The sequence below is a fragment of the Nonomuraea sp. PA05 genome, assembly GCF_008086045.1.
GTDB lineage: Bacteria > Actinomycetota > Actinomycetes > Streptosporangiales > Streptosporangiaceae > Nonomuraea > Nonomuraea monospora.
In genome coordinates this window covers 212940-229070 of record NZ_VSEY01000017.1, presented here as the reverse complement: position 1 = coordinate 229070, position 16131 = coordinate 212940, and the positions used below count along the sequence as shown (strand labels likewise).

The following is a 16131-nucleotide window of genomic DNA, read 5'->3' as shown; positions in this document are numbered from 1 at the left end:
TCGGTGCAGTAATCATCGTTGGCGCTTAACGCGGTGCGCCGGTCACGATGGTGCCATGAGAATCGCTCTGGTGGGGGACCGCTCCCCCGGTGTTCGCTCCCATGCCCGGATCCCGCTGCTGGTCGAGACGCTGCGCGAGCGTGACGGGATCGCGCTCGACCCGTACTGGATGCCCACCGACGACGTCGGCGGGGTGGACGGGTTCGACGGGATCTGGCTGGTGCCCGGCAGCCCGTACCGGGACGAGGCGGGCGCGGTGGAGGCCGTGCGGGTGGCGCGGGAGCGGCGGATCCCGTTCCTGGGGACGTGCGCGGGGTTCCAGCACATGCTGCTGGAGTTCGGGCGCAACGTGTGCGGCCTGCGGGTCGCGCACGCCGAGAACGAGCCCGATGCGGACGAGCTGCTGATGACGCCGCTGGCGTGCTCGCTGGCCGGGCACGAAGGGCGGGTGCGGCTGGTGCCCGGCACGCGGATCGAGCAGATCGTGGGGGCGTCCTCGACGATGGAGTCCTACATCTGCTCCTACGGGCTGAACGAGGCGTACAAGGAGACGCTGGCGGAGGGCGGGATGGTGTTCTCCGGGCATGCCGATGACGGGACGGCCCGGGTGGCGGAGTTGCCGGGGCATCCGTTCTTCCTGGCCACCTTGTTCCAGCCGGAGCTGGCCGGGGACGGGCGGCGGCCGCATCCGGTGGTGGCGGCGTTCGCGGCTGCGGTCGCCCGGCATCACCGCGGGCGGGAGCTGGCCTCCGCCCGGTGACCCCGCTTCTGCCGTGACGCCGCATCCGGCGGGCTCGCCCGGGCCGGAGGGAAGGCGTTCGCGGTGAGGTGGCGGGGGTCAGGAGGTGTTCTTCGCCGCGCGGCCAGCTGACTGGTCACGCGGGGTCAGCAGCCGCCGCAGCCGCACACCGATGAACCGCAGGTGCCCACACCGGGCTGCGCGGCGCGGGCGCTCTTGCGGCGGTGCAGCCACCACATGCCCCCGGCCCCGGCGAGCAGCAGGCCCGCGACGGCCAGTAAGGTCTGCTCGGCCAGCGCGGCGCCGGCTCCGGTGAGCAGGCCCGCGCCGATCAACACGGGCAATGCGCAGCAGGCCGCGCACGCCAGGACGGCCAGGGTGGCGGCGACCTTGCTGCGCCGCGGCGGCCCGCCTTCGCCGCCATGGTTGTGGTGGTGGTCATTCGCCGCCTCGGCGGCTGAGGTGAGAGACACCGCGACCGGCGCACGGCGTTCATCGGGGGTGTTCACGATCGGTTCTCCTTCGAGGGGCGGCCCTCGGCCAGGTCGGCGAACGGCAGCGGGCAGCCGGGGCAGGTGCAGTGGGTCAGGCTGTCGCAGCCGGCCGAGACCACCGCGGTGAGCGCCGACCGGATGGTGGTCAGGTCGGCGATCTTCGCGTCCACTTCGGCGATCTTGTCTTGGGCGCGGGCGCGCAGGTCCGGGGTGGGGTGAGCGCGCCGACCGGTGTCGATCAGCTCGGCCACCTCCTCCAGGGTGAAGCCGAGCCGCTGGGCGGCCTTGATCACCGTCAGCAGGGTGACGGTCTCGGGCGGGTAGGCGCGGTGCCCGCCGGGGCTGCGCGCCGGTTCGGCGATCAGGCCGCGGCGCTCGTAGTAGCGCAGGGTCTGCGGGTTGACTCCGGCCTGCTCGGCCACCTGCCCGCTGCGCAGGTACGGCCCGCCCGGCTCCTGCAGCACGATGTCCTGCCTCACGCTGCGGCCGCAGCCGCAGCACCAGCGCGGGCCTGCAGCGCGTCCAGCACTGCGAGGTGCTCGGGCGGCACCGCCACCTCCAGGGCCAGGCTGCCGCCGGCGATGGTGAGAGTGAAGGTGAAGAAGGAGCAGCAGCCGTTCTCCCGCGCGGCCAGCTCGGCGGCCCGGGCCGCGGCGGCCGGGCCGAAGACCAACTCCAGGCTCAGCCGCCGGAGCTCCGGGCGCGCCACCGACTGCACCGCCTCGGCGAACAGGGCGTCGAACTCGGCCACCCGCAGCGGCTGCTCGGCGGTGGGCAGGGTACACGCTGAGGGCACCCACTGCCGGTCAAGGGCAAGGTCTTGAGTCATGCCTCGACGGTAAGCCTGTACCTGGGTACCGGATGCAAGCCCCGCGGCCCACCTTTCGCCGGGCGGGCCACGGGGCTCGGACCCGCGGGCGCTACCGGGGTCCGCCGACGGTGTAGCGCAGGGGGTCGGCCGGGTCGGCGATGAAGCTCAGGCCCTTGGCGGCGTAGTGCTTCTCCAACGCCTCAGGGCCTTGGGCGGCGGTGTCGGGCAGCAGGTAGTACTCCTCCAGGATGGCGCGGGCGGTGTCGTTGTCGCTGACCGCGCAGTCCCAGACCACCTGCTCGGCCTCGCCGTCGTCCTCGAGAGCGATGTCGAAGGCGAAGAACGCGCAGCACGCCTTCTCCCGTGCGGCCAGGTCCCGCACCCACGCCGCCACGCCGGGCTCGGCGCGCAGCCGGAAGCGGATGCCCCGGGCGGTCTTCTCGCGGTCGATGAGGTGCCGGCCGAACAGGTGCCGGTATTCCTCCAGGCGCTGCTCGGCGGTGTCGGGGGCGGTGGTCATGTCGCAGACGATCGGGGTGGAAGCGGCGGGGATGTCCACGGCGGGCTCCATTCGGTGGTTGCCGGCGCTCTTGTAGCGCCTTTCCGCACACCGTAGAGTCTGGACTTGGGTCCAGAGTCAAGAGGTGGAATGCCATGAAAATCGGCCAGGTCGCGCAGGAGGCCGGGGTCAGCGTGGACACCGTGCGCTTCTACGAGCGGCGCGGCATCCTGCCCGCCGCCGAGCGCAGGCCCTCGGGTTATCGCGTCTTCGCCGCCGCGGCGGTGGAGCGCATCCGGATGGCCAAGGCGCTGCAGGAGCTGGGCTTCACCCTGGACGAGGTCGTCGACGCCCTGGCGGCTCACGATCAGGGCGGGGCCACCTGTGACAGCGAACGCTGGCGACTGGAGGTGGTCGTGGGCCGGATCGACGCCAAGATCTCCGAGCTGACCAGAGCCCGGCACGCCGCGATGGAGAACTTGCAGGATTGCCAGGCCGGCCGATGCCGCCTCACCCAGGCGAGCTACTCCCACCCGGCAAACGCCGAGTAGCGATGGCGTACGAGGCCGAGAGCTGCGGCGCGGGCATCAGGCACTCCCCGACGACGCCCGCCCTCCCGGCCTGGGCAGGCCGTTCGCCGCCCGCCGCCCGCTGCGGACGTTGGAAGGAACAGCGGCCGTGCACATTGATGTGTCGCCTGATCAAGGGACTGAGCCGGGCCACGTCGTCATCCAGCACCGGGTAGCCCTGCGCTCGCAGCTGACGTGATGCGTCGTCAATGCAGACGGTGTTCCAGCAACTTCACGAACCGGGACACGGTGGCGTACGTGCTCGCCGTCGCCGCCCGCCAGCCGCCGTCGTCCTCGGCCTCCCGCTGCGCCTTGCCGAGCAGCTCGGTCGCCATGCAACGTATGACCCAACCGACACAGCGTCATCAGAGCGACACAGGAGCTCGCTGACCAGCAGGAGTCCCCGTCAACGCCGGATTCCGTTCCAGATCTCTCTGACCCCCGTGGCCGAGGGTGGTGCTCAGCCCGCGGCTTGTTCTGCGTGGCGCAGGGCGCGCAGGCCGGGCAGGGTGACGGCGCCCAGGCGGGCGCCGGTGGCCGCGTCCAGGCGCAACACCTGCTCGCCCGCACCCGCCAGCACCTCCCCGTTCAGGAACGCCAGCCCGCGCGCCGGCCCGGGCAGCTCCCAGGTGGCCTGCGGGACGAGCGTGGCCCCGTCGGCGACCAGCAGCCGCCGGCCCTGCGCCAGGTACAACCGCCCGCCACCCGCGACCGCGAACGCCTCCTGCGCGGGCGAGTCCTCAGCAGTCCTCTTGGCGGGACGGCCCAGCAGGGCGGAGCGGCCGATCGTCAGGTCCTGCGTCGAGGCCCGCACCACCCGCCCGCTGGCGGCGTCGAACACGTACAGCACCGCCTCCCCCAGCGCCAGCGTGTGCCCAGCGGCGGGCCCGAGCCCGAACGGGGCGGGCAGATCCAGGCAGTACGCCCAGCGCTGGTCGAGGTGCAGGACGTGGACGAAGGCGTGCACCCCGGGGCTGAGGTCCTCGCCCGCCGCCAGGTCACGGGTGTGCAGATGACTGTCCTGATGGGTGTACAGGGTGAACAGGACATTCTGGCCGGGGTCGAGGACGGCCTGGCGGCCCTGACCGCGCATCTCCTCCTCCTGCCCGGCCGGGACCTGCCGCTTGTCGCGCGTCTGCAGCGGGCCCATGCGCTCGCGGGTCAGGTCGAAGGCGCGTACCCGGGGGCGGCCGGGGGCAGGCGGTCCAGGACGTACATGACGGCGCCGTCCGAGGAGAACGCCTCGGGTTCGATGTTGCCGTCCAGCCGCAGGGTGCGGGGGCGGCCCTCGCCGGTGAGGGTGAGGGTGGTGCGGGTACGCGCGCCCGGCGGCGGGCCGAGGACGACCTGGCCGGTCGAGACGGCCTTGATCTGCTCGCCTGCCGCGGTGACCTCGTGCAGGAGGCGGCCCGTGGCGGTGTCGTAGATGCGCAGGTGGCCGTCGGCGAGCTGGTACAGGCGGGTCCAGCCCGCGTCGGCGACCGCGCCCGGGTAGGCGGCGCGTACGGCGCCGGTGGCCAGGTCGGCGACGGCCAGCCCGGCGGTGGTGTCGGCGAACAGCCGTCCGGGGCGGGCCGGTGGCGGGCTCGCGGCGGGGCGCGGGGCGGTGGCAGGGGTGCTGGAGCAGCCTGGCAGGAGGGCGGCGCCGGTCAGGGCGCCGCCGAGGGCGAGGGCGCGGCGTCTGGTGTAGGAAGCCATGCCCTGCCTACACCTGCCGGACCGCGCAGGTTCCCGCCGCCCGCGTGAGCGCCAGGAGCCCCGTCAGGCGGGTGGCAGGAGGCGGCCCAGTCTGTGCAGGCAGTGCCGGGCGAAGGCGTCGGCGAAGGGCCGGAGCAGCGGCCACACCGCCCGTCCCGCCACCCCGAACGGCAGCCCCAGCTCCTCCGCCCACAGCACCCGGCTGCCACCCCGCTCAGCCCGTACGCGAAAGGCACCGCGCCCGCGCACGACCCGGCCGGTGTGCGTGACGCGCACCAGCGACGGCGGCTCCCAGTGGGTGATGGTCATCGTGTCCAGGAACCCGAACGGCCACCTGCCCGTGTACGCCTCCAGCCCGCTCTCGCCCACCCGCCGCGCGGTGGTCATGAACATCCACTCCTGGTGCCGCGACCAGTCCGTCATCAGCGCGAACACCTGCTCCGGCGGTGCGGGCACGTGCACGGCGGCGGCCGTGTACACGGGTTTCACCACGAACGGCTCCCCTCGTCGTCGTCACCGGGCGGCAACGCCCGTGGAGTACCTGCTCATGACGGGGCCCGATGAATCCGAACCTGCCGCAGGACGCTCAGAAGGTGACCACGACCTTGCCGTGGACGTGGCGGCCGGCCTGCAGTGTCACGGCGTCGTGGATCTTCTCCACCGGGAAGGCCGCGGCGATGGGGACGATGAGCCCGCCCGCGGCGACCGCGCCGGCGATCTGCTCCATGGCGTCCGGCGCCGCGCTGTACGCGCCGGTCGCGTGCACGCCGCCAGGCGGGTTGGGGCCCGCGGCGACCGTGGAGATCCGGCCGGGCGCCACACCGAGCGCCAGCGCGGCCTCGGCCGTCTCCGTGCCGAACAGGTCCGTCGCGGCGCTCACCCCGCCGGGCGCCAGCGCCCGCACCCGCTCCGCCAGCCCCGCGCCGTAGGCCACCGGCTCGGCGCCGAGCCGCCGCAGGAAGCCGAACGTGCCCGGCGAGGCGGTGCCGATCACGGTGGCGCCCGCGAGCCTGGCGAGCTGCACGGCGAAGACGCCCACGCCGCCCGCGGCTCCGCCGATCAGGACGGTGTCGCCCGCCCGCAGGCCGATCGCGGCCAGGGCGGCAGCCGCGGTGAGGCCCGCCACCCCGAGCGTCGCGGCCACCTCGTCGCCGACGCCCTGCGGCGTGCGCCACAGCGCATCGGCGGGCGGCCGGATCACCACGTGGTCGGCGACCGCCTTGCCCAGCGCAGTGCCGTGGACGCGGTCGCCCACAGCGAAGCCCCCGAGGCCCCCGACGCCCCCGATGCCGTCGCCGACCTCGTCGATCACGCCGGCGAGGTCGGATCCGAAGCCGGACGGCGCGGTGATGCCGAAGCGCGCCGCCAGTTCTGGACGGGCGGCGATGGCCCAGTCCATCGGGTTCAGCCCGGCGGCCGTCACGCGCACGCGCACCTCGCCCGGGCCGGCGTGCGGCTCGGGAACTTCCCGCAGCTCCAGCACTTCGGGGCCGCCGAACGTCTCATAGATCACAGCTCGACCCATCAGGAAACACTCCTCAAGCGACAAGACTTGGTCTCATCACTGTAGCAGGAGTGACGGGACCGAGTCCCGTAAGCTCTACCATCGGCCGGTGAACAGCTCCTCGCCCGGCGGCGAACCGGGCAGCGGGTCACGCCCCGGCCGCAGCCCGTCGAGCGCGATCGCGATCAGCCGCCGCCGGGCCTCGCCGGCGGCGGGCAGGAGGTCGTCCCTGCCCTGCTTGCGGAGCTGATCGACGACCGGCGAACGGCCGAGCTGCTCGATGAGCAGCGAGATGTCGATGGCGGTCACGTCCGGGCGCAGCGCGCCGGCCGCGTGCGCCCGCCGTACCAGCTCATCGAGCAGCCCGTCGCCGCGGCGGGACTTGGCGGCCATCTCCTCGGTGACCTCGATGGTGCCCGCGACGGGCGCCAGCGAGCCCTGCCCGAACTCCACGCAGCCGCGCACGAACCCCACCAGCCCCGCCCAGGCATCCGGGTCGGCCAGGGCCTGCTCGGCGGCGTCGTTCCAGTGGTCGAGGGAGAGCAGGCTGAGCCGCTGGAACAGCTCCTCCTTGGTCTTGTAGCGGCGGTAGAGGCTGCCGATGCCGACGCCCGCGCGGGCCGCGATGGCGGCTACGGAGGCGTGCGCGCCGTCCTCGGCGAGCACGTCGCGGGCGGCCTGGAGCAACGTGCGGTCGTTGCGCTCTGCGATGTCTTTGCGTGTGGTCATCGCCCCGGACTCTACCAGTTGCGGAGCGATTCGCTCCGGCGTAGTGTCAGGCCCCGGAGCGAATCGCTCCGCTAGTTGAGGAGATGCGACGTGAATCCAGATATCGAAGCGATTGAGCAGGTCGTCCGCGACGCGGAGGAGCTGCAGAGCGACGTGGCCGGTTTCACCGGGCTGCTGACCGAACAGGTGGCCCTGGTCAACTTCACCGGCATCCGGCTGCGCGGCCGCGAGCAGGTCGAGAAGGTCATGGCCCAGGCGCTGCGCACCCCGCTGAAGGATGTGCTGACCAGGAACGAGCTGCTCGGCGTCACCTTCCTGCGCCCCGACGTGGCGCTGGCCCATCTGATCAAGCACGTGAGCGACGGCCGGACAGGAGCGCTGACGTTCGTGCTGGTCAAGGACGAGGGCGCGTGGCGGATCGCGCTGGCCCAGACCACCCCGGTGGTGGCGTCGTGAGCCTCGCCCTGGTCATCGGCGCCACCGGCCGGCCGGGCGGCGCCACAGTCACCGGGGTGCCCACGCGGCTCGTGCCGCTGCCGATCGAGGAGAGGCTGTTCGAGTGGTTCGCCGAGAGCGGCCACCAGGCCGATCCCGCCAGGCTGCGCGCGGACTTCCCCGGCCTGCTCACCTTCCGGGACTGGCGCGGCGGGCGGGCCCGCCGCGCCATCGCGTGACGGCCGTACGGGCGGTGAGGAGCTAGAGGCGGCGCAGCACCCGCATGGCCTCCTCCTCGATGCGCGCGAGGTCGCCCAGCAGGGCGCCGGCCTGCTCCAGGGGTGCCGCGTCGCCGCTCTCGCCGGCCTTGGCGATCAGGGCCGACACGTCCGTCCACCCGACGGCCGCCTCGGCGTACAGCCGGTGGCCGGTGCGCAGGCCGGTGCGCGGGCCGCCGCTGACCAGCCGGCTGCCCTCGTCCAGGAAGTCGCGGAACAGGACGCGGAACAGCGCGCCGCCGGTGCCGCCCCGCTCCATGAGCAGGGCGGCCTGCGGCAGGTCCCGCCGCGGCTCGGCCGTGCGGCGCAGCCAGCCCGGCACCAGCCTGGCCGCCTTGGCGATGCCGCGGTGGCCGAGATTGGCGATGGGCGCGGCGAGGAAGGCCTCGGCGCAGTGCCGGACGGCGGGCACGATCCGGTCCTGCCAGGACGGCGGCCGCTGCGGCAGGGCGAGGGTGAAGGATCGGTTCCTGGCGGTCATCGGGCCGCGCTCGGCCCGCGCCGACGCCAGCCCCGCCAGCCCGGTACGCACCGCACCGCCCTGCTGATCGGTGTCGACCAGGTAGGCGTGGTGCTCGTCGTAGCCGTACATGGCGACCACGTGCCCGCCGAAGTGCACCTTGGTGCCGAAGTAGTCCAGGTGGTAGGAGTCGAGCTGGAGGCCGACCGGCCGGCCGGCGTCGATGGGGGCGGCCACGTTCTGCCACGCCTTGCGCGGTGAGGCGGTCTCCTGCACCGTCAGCGTCAGCCCCAGCCTGGACGCCAGGTTCCGGGTCAGCTCGAACGGCTTCACGCGGCCGCCGAGGAACGGGAACGGCATGCTCTTGGCGTCCCAGTAGACGAACGACAGGCCCGAGCCCAGCCCGAACAGCATGGGCTCGGACAGCTCCAGCCCCTCGTGCCGCAGCAGCACCCCCAGCGCGGTCGTCTCGCAGTGGTGCATGCCGCGGGCCTCGATGCCCTGCACGATGGTCATGCCTCGTCCTTCCCGTTCGCCCGTACTCCCCTTCATGGTCGGGTCTCCCTCCGGGGGAGAGTCCAGCGGCCCTCCTGCCGGACCCAGGTCCGCCTTCCACGCTCATCGCGTGATCAGCTCGCGCAGCCGCTGGGCCACGGGATCGTCCGGGCGAGCGCCGAAGCAGATGTTCAGCCACCCGGCCGCATCGGCCTGGAGAAGATCGTCGCGGATGGACGGGTCGGCGCCGCGCTCCAGCAGCAGGCGGACCACGTCCGCTCGACCGGTCGTGATCGCCCAGTGCAGGCCGGTACGCCCCAGGTAGGGCGCGACGTCCGGATCCACGCCCCGGTCGAGGAACCACCGCACGACGTCGATCCGGCCGTGCTGGCAGGCGTGGACGAACGCCTCGCCCGCGATCTCCTCCGGGTCGCCGCTCGCGGGCAGCCGGGACGGGAACCCCGCGCCGGTGTCCGCCAGATCGGGGCGCGCGGCCGCCGCGTCCGGCCGGAGGCCGCCGTCCGCGCCGAAGCACGCCCGCACCAGGTCCAGCCGTCCGCAGGCGGCGAACGTCCACAGCGCCCCCGGGACGATCGCATACCCGGCGAGCAGATCGACGACCTCCGTGTGGCCGTGGTAGATCGCGTTCTCCAGCGGGGTGACGCCCCAGGCGCGGGTGCCGGGGTCGGCGCCGGCGTCCAGCAGCAGCCGCACGTACGCGAGCCTGCCGGAGCGGGCCGCCCACAGGAGCGGGAGGTCCAGGTCGGCGGCCTTGCCGAGCAGGACCTCCACCCCGGCGCGCGGCACACCGAGGTCCTCGCCGAGCCGGACGCCGGGGAGCGTCTCGGGGCCCGCGAGCATGCGCAGCAGGGTCGCGGCCTGCGCGGTGGTCACCCCGGCCAGGCGGTCGGCGTCGCCCGCCAGCAGGGCTTCGGCCTCGCGGTGCAGCCGCCGCCGCTCCTCCCGGTGCGCGCCCAGGTCGCGCTGGGACTTCTCGGTGTACGAGATCAGCTCCCGCCAGGTCGGGAAGCCCAGCTCCCGCGCGATGACCAGCCGCGCGTCCCTGACCTCGACGATCGCGGGGGCAGCGGGGGCAGCGGGGGCAGCGGGGGCAGCGGAGGTGGCGCCTGCGTGGCGGGGCACGTAGGCGCGCAGCCGGCGCAGCGCGCCCGCGTCGCCGCGGCGCAGCTCGGCAAGGAGGGCGTCGGCCATCGAGGCGTAGGTGTCCGGCTGGACGCCCATGAGCCGGGAGACCGGCCGGTCCTCGGCGGCGCCACGGCCGGCGAGGTGGGCGCGGAACTCGGCCCACGTCCGGAACCCGTGCTCCTGCGCGAGCACGAACTGCGCGTCGCTGAGCAGGAACCGCCCGGCGGCCCGGTCGCCCAGCACCTCGGCGGCCCGCGCCCGGGCGGACGCCTCGCCCGCCGCGTACGCGTGGTGCAGGTGTTTGGCCTGCTTGCGGTAGTACTCCAGGCTCGGACGGGCCGGCAGCTCGAAATGACGTGCGGACATCGCGACCTCCTTCGTCACCGAGGTCCGCTCGCCCGGCCGGAAAGAGGCTGATCTACGTCCAGTGCGTCGACGTGGTCGATCGAGGTGGGAAACTCCCTGCCCGCGGACTGGCAGCGCCCTCGCACGCTCCCGTCCACAGTAATGATCGGTCCCGCGCGAAGGCAACCGCACGAAGCGCCTACTGCGCGCGCACGCCCGACGTGGACAGCAGCGGGATGCCCAGCATCACCAGCCGTGGATCAAGCGAGATCTCGGCGAGGAAGTGCAGGTCGCCGGGGTCCATCCCGGCCTCGAGGAGCTGCGGCGCCAGCTCCCTGCCGAAGTGGGCCAGCAGGCAGACGCCGGTGCCGCCGCTCCACGAGCGCTGCCACACCTCGGTCTCGACCCGGCTCAGCCCGGTTCCGGTCATCGCCGCGTGCACGTGGCGGCACCAGGCGATGTCGTTGTCGTTGGCCCGCAGGACGGCGCGGATGCCGCGCTCGTAGGCGGCGAACACGTCGTGGGCGCGCGGGTCGGGGGTGTCGAGCACGGACGCGGCCCACCGCGCCTCCAGCTCTTCCACCAGCAGCACGCCGCCGGGCGCGAGGGAGCCGGCCAGCCGGGCGAGCACCTCGCGGCGCTGCGGCACGTGCTGCAGCACGGCCCGGGCGTGGATGAGGTCGAAGCTGCCGGGGGGCATCGGGTCCGCGGCGACGTTGTGGCGCATCACCGTGAGCCGGGGGTGCGGGCGTACGTGCCGGGGCTTGACGTCGGTGGCGATCACCTCGCCCTCCGGTCCGACGCGGTCGGCGAGCCAGGCCGCGATCGTGCCCGCGCCGGCGCCCACCTCCAGGCAGCGGGCGCCCTCGGCGACGCCGAGCCTGGCCAGCCTGGCGGTGGTGTACTCGTCGAGCATCTCGCCCAGCGAGCTGAGCACCCTGCCGGCGTCGGGCGCGTCGTTGTCGAAGGCGTACGGGGTGTCCGGGTCATGGCTGTGCCCTGTGGCCGCGCTCATCGGTCCTCCTCGTTGGACCTCGCCGGCGGTGCTCCGGCGGCGAAGATCGGACCTGGCCGGAGTGTCGCAGGTCTGCGCGCCGGGAGCAAGCCGCCCCAGGAGCAGGAGGTGGCTCACAGGAGCGGCGCATGGGGACGGGGTCAGCCGCGGCCCCCGGTGAACGGCGGCTCGCCCTCCTTCAGCGGCCGGAAGCGCAGCGCCGACCACACCTCGTCCACCGCCACCTGCCCGTTGGGCCGCAGCCCGTACTCCCCCACGATCGGCCACAACGTGTCGCGGTTGATGTCCGACTTGTTGCCCTTGGGGTAGGCGACCCAGACGATGCCCGGCTCGGTGAGCGCGGCCCGCTGCTCGTCCAGCAGCCGGCGGGCCGCGGCGGCGTCGGCGGCGAAGAACACCGCCACGTCCGCCTCCTTGACGGCGTTCGCGTGGCGAGCCCCGTCGGGCAGCGGCTCCACGAGCGGACGGCGGGCGTCCTCGGAGATCCAGACGGCGGTGCCCGGCTTGATGAGCAGTTTCTCGGCGACGGTCTTGGCAGGCATGGTCAGGCCCTCGTGTAGGTCAGGTTCAGCACACCGGTGCTGAAGGTCTCGGATGCGGTGAGCTTGAGGGGGATCTGCCCGATCCCGTCCTCGAACAAGCGCTGCCCGCCGCCGACCACGATGGGGTGCACCATCAGGTTGAGCTGGTCGAGCAGGCCTTCGCGCAGCAGCCAGATCACCAGGGTGGGGCTGCCGCTCATGCCGATGTCCTTGCCGGGGCCCTCCTTGAGCCGGAGCAGCTCCTTGCGCGGGCCGGCGCTGATGACGGTGGTGTTCTGCCAGGTGGGGTCGGTCAGGGTGGTGGAGACGACGTACTTGGGCGCGGCGTTCAGCGTGGCGGCCATGGGGTCCTTGGCGGAGTCCTGGAGCGGCCAGTGGGCGGCGAAGACGTCGTAGGTGCGCCTGCCGAGCAGCAGGGCGTCGGCGGCTGCCATCTGGGCGGCGACGGCCTGGCCCATCTCGTCGTTGAGGTACGGGAAGTGCCAGGTCTCGGGCGCCTCGACGACGCCGTCGAGCGAGATGAACAGGTTCGCGATGATCTTTCTCATGGTTGCCCGGCTCCTTGTCCTTCTGTGGGGTGGGTTCAGCCTTCCACCGAAAAAAATAATTGTCAAGGCAAGCCGTTCTGTCGGTGACGTAATACGGATGAGAAGCGCCCACCAGGCCGATAAGGTCCATGGACATGACCTATCCCCGCAAGCTGACCAGGGGCGATGTCGTGCGGGTCGTGGCCCCGTCCGGGTCCCGCGCGATGGTGACCGAGCACGACCACACCGGCATCATCGAGACCCGCTTCGCCGAGCTCGGCCTCACCCTCACCTACGGCCACCACGTGGACGAACGCGACGCCTTCGACTCCTCGGCCATCGCCTCCCGGGTCGCCGACCTGCACGACGCCTTCGCCGACCCCGGGGTCGCGGCGATCATCACGGTCATCGGCGGCTACAACAGCAACGAGCTGCTGCCGTACCTGGACTGGGACCTCATCCGCGCCAACCCCAAGATCCTGTGCGGCTACTCCGACATCAGCGCCCTGCAGAACGCCATCCTGGCCCGCACCGGCCTGGTCACCTACTCCGGGCCGCACTGGTCGACGTTCGGCATGCGCGACCACTTCGAGCAGACCCTGCGCTGGTTCACCGAGGTCATGTTCGGCTCCGGCCCGGTCACCCTGGAGCCCTCGCAGGCCTGGAGCGACGACCTGTGGTTCCTCGACCAGGACAAGCGCGAGCTCATCCCCAACGAGGGCTGGTGGCGGCTGCGCCCCGGCACCGCCGAGGGACGGATCGTCGGCGGCAACCTCGCCACCCTGAGCGCGCTGCGGGGCACCCCGTACATGCCGTCACTCGACGGCGCGATCCTGGTGCTGGAGGACGACTTCGAGTCGCACGCGGCCACCTTCGCCCGCAACCTGACGTCCCTGCTGCAGCTTCCCGACGCCGCCGGGGTGCGCGGCCTGGCCATCGGACGCTTCCAGCCGGCGAGCCGCGTCACCCGGCCGCTGCTGGAGCAGATCGTCTCCACCCAGCCGGTCCTGCGGGAGGTGCCGGTGCTGGCCAACCTGGACGTCGGCCACACCTCCCCCCTGGCCACCGTGCCGATCGGCGGGCTGGCCGAGCTCACGGTCACCGGCGAGGAGGCGAGCCTCGTCCTGCGCGAGCACTGACGGCGCGCGCCCGGTAACGGCGCGGCAGCTCAACAAGGGCGAATCGCTGCACGCGCTGCGCCGGGACCTGCACCCCGCTCAGCAGGGCGCCGTCGTCCGGCCCCACCCGCGGACCAGACCGAGCAGGCCTGGTGCCTTACGATCCTGTGGACGACCGCATATCACGGCATGGCAATCAAATCGGATGCCGACGACAGCGAGGGCGGGGCTGGTGGGCGGGTATGAGTGATCAGATGAACGCGCCAGGCGCTCGATCAAGCTAGGGCTTGTTCAGATAGGCCAGGACGGCGCGCACGCGGCGGTTGCTGTCTTCGTCGTCGACGATGCTCAACTTGCCGAACATGGAGGTCGTGTACTTACTGATGGCGCTGTCGCTGAGGAAGAGGCGGCGGCCGATGGCCTGGTTGGACAGCCCCTCGGCCATGAGAGCCAGCACGGCGTGCTCGCGTTCGGTGAGCCGCTCGAGCCCGCGGCTCGGGGAACTGCTGGACAGCAGCTTGGCGATGACCGCCGGGTCCATGGCGGTCCCGCCGTCCGCGACGCGCTCCAGGGCGCCGATGAACTGGTCGGCCTCGAACACGCTGTCCTTCAGCAAGTAGCCGACGCCGCCGGAGCCATCGGCCAGCAACTCCCGGGCGTACAACTGCTCCACGTGCTGGGAGAGGATGAGGACCGGCAGCCCGGGCATCTCGGCACGGGCGGCGAGGGCCGCGCGCAGGCCCTCGTCGGACTGGTTCGGCGGCATGCGGACGTCGATGACGGACACGTCCGGGCGCCATCTCCGTAGCGCCTGCAGCGTCTCGGGGCCCGTGGCTGCCGTGCCCACCACTTGGTGCCCGTACGCTTCGATCAGGCGGACCATCCCCTCGCGCAGGAGATAGAGGTCTTCGGCTACAACGACTCGCATGGCAATGCCATTCTCACACGGGTCGGACCGCCCGGCGGACTGCTGATCTCCAGGGTGCCGTCGAAGACCGCAAGGCGGCGGCGCAGACCGGCGAGTCCGCCGTCGGCGCGCACATCGGCACCGCCCCGCCCATCGTCCTCGACCTCGACGATGAGGGCGGCGTCGTCCCGGGCGAGGGAGATACGCGCCCGGGACGCCTGGGCGTGTTTGACCGCGTTGGCCAGTAGCTCGGCGACGCCGAAGTAGACGGCGGCCTCGATCGGCGGGTCGAGGCGCAGGCCGGCGTCGGCGCTGACGGCCACGTCGAGGGGGACATCCAGGGCCAGGGCGCGGACGGCGTCGGCGAGGCCCCGCTCGTTCAGCACCGGCGGGCTGATCCCCCTGACCAGTTCGCGAAGCTCGGCCAGCGAGGCGGCGGCACCGCCGCGCGCTTCCCGCATCAGCGCCCTTGCCTGGTCGGGGTCGGTCTCCATCAGCCGCTCGGCGGTCGCCAGGGCGAGCCCGAGCGCGACCAGGCGGGCCTGCGCGCCGTCGTGCAGGTCGCGTTCGATGCGGCGGATCTCGGCGGCCTGCGCGACCGTCGCGTCCGCGCGCTGGGCGGTCAGCTCCTCCACCCGCTCGGTCATCGCCATCGCCCGCGACGGGCGCAGGAAGCGGACGGCCACCGGCACGAGCAGCCGCCAGGCGTACGGGGCTGTGGCGATGGCCCCGGCCAAGCCGAGCATCCCGAAGAGGCGCGCGGCGAGTACCCCCCGGCCAAGCCCGAGGACCGCCGCGACCACTCCAGCCGGTGGAACGGACGCCACCACGCCCGCGGCGAACGGCACGATCCCGGTGAACCGCACGTCACGCCAGACGGCGGGATCCTTCCACCGGACCCGCCATTTTTGGTCCAGGACGGCGTCGCGGCGGCTGCGCTCGTAGGAGAAGCCGTTCCACCAGTACCCGGTGGACATCCGCACCACCGGCCCGGCCTCCCGGTAGCCGGCGGGGATGAAGGTGCCCGTCCACCTCGCCACCAGCGAACGGACCAGCCGGCAGACCGGCCGGGATAGCCCCAGCGTGGCCACGCACACCAGCACGAACGGCGCCAGCCACGACCACGGGTTCCCCGCACCCCACCAGACCGCCCACGCCACCGCCATGCCCCACACGGCCGGGACCAGCATGGTGACGACCGCAACCACGCACGACCGCACGAACCCCACGCCCACGCGCCCCGCCCAGATACCCAACTGCCGCATGCCTCTTCCTTCGCCTGTCGGTTCGGTGCTTCCACTGTGCACCGCGCGGAGCGCGCCACTGCCCTGACCGGCCAAGGAGTGGGTCTGGCCCCACCCACCCGTGTGCCTGGACCGATAGTGACTCGGCCAAGCGCTTCGTAGCGTCGCTGAGCATGGAATCCAACAACCCCCAAGGGGCCTTCGACACGGCGAAGAACGGCATCAAGGTTTACGGCGCGCTCAGCGCCATCGCCCTCCTGGCGGTCATCGTGGTGTCGAGCAGCGGTCATATGGTCAACACGTTCATGTGGGTCCGGGCAGCCCTGCTGCCTGCGGTCGCCGTGCTGATCTACCGGATGACCGTCTCCGCTTCCCGGGGATCTCGGCGGGCCTTCGAGCGCGTGAACGCCCTCACCGTCGTCATGCCGATCGCGATCATCGGCGTCGACCTGATCCCGGGGATCTGCCCCCTGTGGTACGCCGTGATGCAGGTCGTCTGCATGCTGCCCGTCGTACGGGTCGCGTTCATCACCCGCGGCTCCACACTGCGCGCCGCCTTTCCCAAGAGGCGCTGAT

General features: G+C 72.7%; 24 protein-coding genes. 6 read left to right on the top strand and 18 right to left on the bottom strand.

The features are described 5' to 3' along the window. Positions 1-55: 55 nt before the first annotated feature. Positions 56-760: a glutamine amidotransferase-related protein gene (locus FXF51_RS26985; RefSeq protein WP_148437451.1), complete on the top strand. Its 705-nt coding sequence runs from the start codon at positions 56-58 to the stop codon at positions 758-760. Positions 761-885: 125 nt separating this feature from the next. On the opposite strand, the gene FXF51_RS26980 is transcribed toward FXF51_RS26985, so the two are convergent. From FXF51_RS26980 to FXF51_RS26965, 4 genes are all read right to left on the bottom strand, one after another. Then, positions 886-1248 carry a hypothetical protein gene (locus tag FXF51_RS26980; RefSeq protein WP_148437450.1) on the bottom strand — a complete coding sequence of 121 codons (363 nt, stop codon included), beginning with the start codon at positions 1246-1248 and terminating at the stop codon, positions 886-888. Next, positions 1245-1712: a MerR family transcriptional regulator gene (locus tag FXF51_RS26975; RefSeq protein WP_262379858.1), complete on the bottom strand. Its 468-nt coding sequence runs from the start codon at positions 1710-1712 to the stop codon at positions 1245-1247. The genes FXF51_RS26980 and FXF51_RS26975 overlap by 4 nt, the downstream gene beginning before the upstream one ends. Then, positions 1709-2062, bottom strand: coding sequence for a hypothetical protein (locus tag FXF51_RS26970; protein ID WP_148437449.1), 354 nt, complete (start codon positions 2060-2062; stop codon positions 1709-1711). The genes FXF51_RS26975 and FXF51_RS26970 overlap by 4 nt, the downstream gene beginning before the upstream one ends. 91 nt (positions 2063-2153) lie before the next feature. After that, positions 2154-2603, bottom strand: coding sequence for a hypothetical protein (locus FXF51_RS26965; RefSeq protein WP_148437448.1), 450 nt, complete (start codon positions 2601-2603; stop codon positions 2154-2156). Between the two features lie 95 nt (positions 2604-2698). On the opposite strand from FXF51_RS26965, the gene FXF51_RS26960 reads away from it, so the two are divergent. Beyond that, complete coding sequence (locus tag FXF51_RS26960) at positions 2699-3094, top strand: MerR family transcriptional regulator (RefSeq protein ID WP_148437447.1); 396 nt, start codon at positions 2699-2701, stop codon at positions 3092-3094. Here FXF51_RS26960 and FXF51_RS63830 read toward each other — a convergent pair. The 7 genes from FXF51_RS63830 to FXF51_RS26930 form a co-directional block, all read right to left on the bottom strand. Continuing rightward, positions 3054-3281 (bottom strand): hypothetical protein, encoded by a 228-nt coding sequence (locus FXF51_RS63830; protein ID WP_411268381.1) that lies wholly within the window; start codon positions 3279-3281, stop codon positions 3054-3056. The two genes, FXF51_RS26960 and FXF51_RS63830, sit on opposite strands and share 41 nt — an antisense overlap. Before the next feature lie 37 nt (positions 3282-3318). After that, entirely contained in the window at positions 3319-3447 is a 129-nt protein-coding gene (locus tag FXF51_RS62790) for a hypothetical protein (RefSeq protein WP_262379857.1), read from the bottom strand. 125 nt (positions 3448-3572) lie between these two features. Next, complete coding sequence (locus tag FXF51_RS26950; RefSeq protein WP_148437446.1) at positions 3573-4262, bottom strand: hypothetical protein; 690 nt, start codon at positions 4260-4262, stop codon at positions 3573-3575. 11 nt (positions 4263-4273) lie between these two features. After that, positions 4274-4810 (bottom strand): hypothetical protein, encoded by a 537-nt coding sequence (locus tag FXF51_RS26945; protein WP_148437445.1) that lies wholly within the window; start codon positions 4808-4810, stop codon positions 4274-4276. A 63-nt stretch (positions 4811-4873) separates the two neighbouring features. Beyond that, a complete protein-coding gene (locus FXF51_RS26940) occupies positions 4874-5302 on the bottom strand; it encodes an SRPBCC family protein (protein ID WP_148437444.1) in 429 nt (142 codons plus the stop codon). A 94-nt stretch (positions 5303-5396) separates the two neighbouring features. Further along, positions 5397-6335, bottom strand: a complete 939-nt coding sequence (locus tag FXF51_RS26935) for a zinc-binding dehydrogenase (RefSeq protein ID WP_148437443.1) — start codon at positions 6333-6335, stop codon at positions 5397-5399. A gap of 75 nt (positions 6336-6410) precedes the next feature. Then, complete coding sequence (locus tag FXF51_RS26930) at positions 6411-7043, bottom strand: TetR/AcrR family transcriptional regulator (protein ID WP_148437442.1); 633 nt, start codon at positions 7041-7043, stop codon at positions 6411-6413. Positions 7044-7133: 90 nt separating this feature from the next. Here FXF51_RS26930 and FXF51_RS26925 point away from each other — a divergent pair, with 90 nt between their 5' ends. Further along, positions 7134-7499 carry an SgcJ/EcaC family oxidoreductase gene (locus FXF51_RS26925; RefSeq protein WP_187414587.1) on the top strand — a complete coding sequence of 122 codons (366 nt, stop codon included), beginning with the start codon at positions 7134-7136 and terminating at the stop codon, positions 7497-7499. Next, positions 7496-7717, top strand: coding sequence for a hypothetical protein (locus tag FXF51_RS26920; RefSeq protein ID WP_187414586.1), 222 nt, complete (start codon positions 7496-7498; stop codon positions 7715-7717). The genes FXF51_RS26925 and FXF51_RS26920 overlap by 4 nt, the downstream gene beginning before the upstream one ends. 22 nt (positions 7718-7739) lie before the next feature. On the opposite strand, the gene FXF51_RS26915 is transcribed toward FXF51_RS26920, so the two are convergent. From FXF51_RS26915 to FXF51_RS26895, 5 genes are all read right to left on the bottom strand, one after another. After that, positions 7740-8732: a BtrH N-terminal domain-containing protein gene (locus tag FXF51_RS26915; protein WP_148437440.1), complete on the bottom strand. Its 993-nt coding sequence runs from the start codon at positions 8730-8732 to the stop codon at positions 7740-7742. Between the two features lie 102 nt (positions 8733-8834). Next, entirely contained in the window at positions 8835-10223 is a 1389-nt protein-coding gene (locus FXF51_RS26910; protein WP_148437439.1) for an ankyrin repeat domain-containing protein, read from the bottom strand. 178 nt (positions 10224-10401) lie between these two features. Next, positions 10402-11217 (bottom strand): class I SAM-dependent methyltransferase, encoded by an 816-nt coding sequence (locus tag FXF51_RS26905; protein ID WP_148437438.1) that lies wholly within the window; start codon positions 11215-11217, stop codon positions 10402-10404. A gap of 140 nt (positions 11218-11357) precedes the next feature. Beyond that, positions 11358-11759, bottom strand: coding sequence for a hypothetical protein (locus FXF51_RS26900; RefSeq protein WP_148437437.1), 402 nt, complete (start codon positions 11757-11759; stop codon positions 11358-11360). 2 nt (positions 11760-11761) lie between these two features. Continuing rightward, the gene (locus tag FXF51_RS26895; RefSeq protein WP_148437436.1) at positions 11762-12307 is read right to left on the bottom strand and encodes a dihydrofolate reductase family protein; all 546 of its coding nucleotides are present in this window, start codon (positions 12305-12307) and stop codon (positions 11762-11764) included. A 134-nt stretch (positions 12308-12441) separates the two neighbouring features. On the opposite strand from FXF51_RS26895, the gene FXF51_RS26890 reads away from it, so the two are divergent. Continuing rightward, positions 12442-13425 carry an LD-carboxypeptidase gene (locus tag FXF51_RS26890; protein ID WP_148437435.1) on the top strand — a complete coding sequence of 328 codons (984 nt, stop codon included), beginning with the start codon at positions 12442-12444 and terminating at the stop codon, positions 13423-13425. A gap of 259 nt (positions 13426-13684) precedes the next feature. On the opposite strand, the gene FXF51_RS26885 is transcribed toward FXF51_RS26890, so the two are convergent. Together FXF51_RS26885 and FXF51_RS26880 are read right to left on the bottom strand one after the other, a co-directional pair. After that, the gene (locus FXF51_RS26885) at positions 13685-14332 is read right to left on the bottom strand and encodes a response regulator transcription factor (RefSeq protein WP_148437434.1); all 648 of its coding nucleotides are present in this window, start codon (positions 14330-14332) and stop codon (positions 13685-13687) included. After that, positions 14317-15576, bottom strand: coding sequence for a sensor histidine kinase (locus tag FXF51_RS26880; protein WP_148437433.1), 1260 nt, complete (start codon positions 15574-15576; stop codon positions 14317-14319). Before FXF51_RS26880 ends, FXF51_RS26885 begins: the two co-directional genes overlap by 16 nt. Before the next feature lie 152 nt (positions 15577-15728). Between FXF51_RS26880 and FXF51_RS26875 the strand changes: the two genes are divergently transcribed. After that, on the top strand, positions 15729-16130 hold the full coding sequence (locus FXF51_RS26875; protein WP_148437432.1) for a hypothetical protein: 402 nt from the start codon (positions 15729-15731) through the stop codon (positions 16128-16130). Position 16131: the final 1 nt, after the last annotated feature.

What these genes read in the sequence shown, in the direction of transcription:
- FXF51_RS26985 (WP_148437451.1), top strand. Translation starts at nt 56, where the DNA reads ATGAGAATCGCTCTGGTGGGGGACCGCTCCCCCGGTGTTCGCTCCCAT.
- FXF51_RS26970 (WP_148437449.1), bottom strand. Translation starts at nt 2,062, where the DNA reads ATGACTCAAGACCTTGCCCTTGACCGGCAGTGGGTGCCCTCAGCGTGT.
- FXF51_RS26960 (WP_148437447.1), top strand. Translation starts at nt 2,699, where the DNA reads ATGAAAATCGGCCAGGTCGCGCAGGAGGCCGGGGTCAGCGTGGACACC.
- FXF51_RS62790 (WP_262379857.1), bottom strand. Translation starts at nt 3,447, where the DNA reads ATGGCGACCGAGCTGCTCGGCAAGGCGCAGCGGGAGGCCGAGGACGAC.
- FXF51_RS26950 (WP_148437446.1), bottom strand. Translation starts at nt 4,262, where the DNA reads ATGGGCCCGCTGCAGACGCGCGACAAGCGGCAGGTCCCGGCCGGGCAG.
- FXF51_RS26945 (WP_148437445.1), bottom strand. Translation starts at nt 4,810, where the DNA reads ATGGCTTCCTACACCAGACGCCGCGCCCTCGCCCTCGGCGGCGCCCTG.
- FXF51_RS26935 (WP_148437443.1), bottom strand. Translation starts at nt 6,335, where the DNA reads ATGGGTCGAGCTGTGATCTATGAGACGTTCGGCGGCCCCGAAGTGCTG.
- FXF51_RS26930 (WP_148437442.1), bottom strand. Translation starts at nt 7,043, where the DNA reads ATGACCACACGCAAAGACATCGCAGAGCGCAACGACCGCACGTTGCTC.
- FXF51_RS26915 (WP_148437440.1), bottom strand. Translation starts at nt 8,732, where the DNA reads ATGACCATCGTGCAGGGCATCGAGGCCCGCGGCATGCACCACTGCGAG.
- FXF51_RS26910 (WP_148437439.1), bottom strand. Translation starts at nt 10,223, where the DNA reads ATGTCCGCACGTCATTTCGAGCTGCCGGCCCGTCCGAGCCTGGAGTAC.
- FXF51_RS26905 (WP_148437438.1), bottom strand. Translation starts at nt 11,217, where the DNA reads ATGAGCGCGGCCACAGGGCACAGCCATGACCCGGACACCCCGTACGCC.
- FXF51_RS26900 (WP_148437437.1), bottom strand. Translation starts at nt 11,759, where the DNA reads ATGCCTGCCAAGACCGTCGCCGAGAAACTGCTCATCAAGCCGGGCACC.
- FXF51_RS26895 (WP_148437436.1), bottom strand. Translation starts at nt 12,307, where the DNA reads ATGAGAAAGATCATCGCGAACCTGTTCATCTCGCTCGACGGCGTCGTC.
- FXF51_RS26890 (WP_148437435.1), top strand. Translation starts at nt 12,442, where the DNA reads ATGACCTATCCCCGCAAGCTGACCAGGGGCGATGTCGTGCGGGTCGTG.
- FXF51_RS26885 (WP_148437434.1), bottom strand. Translation starts at nt 14,332, where the DNA reads ATGCGAGTCGTTGTAGCCGAAGACCTCTATCTCCTGCGCGAGGGGATG.
- FXF51_RS26880 (WP_148437433.1), bottom strand. Translation starts at nt 15,576, where the DNA reads ATGCGGCAGTTGGGTATCTGGGCGGGGCGCGTGGGCGTGGGGTTCGTG.
- FXF51_RS26875 (WP_148437432.1), top strand. Translation starts at nt 15,729, where the DNA reads ATGGAATCCAACAACCCCCAAGGGGCCTTCGACACGGCGAAGAACGGC.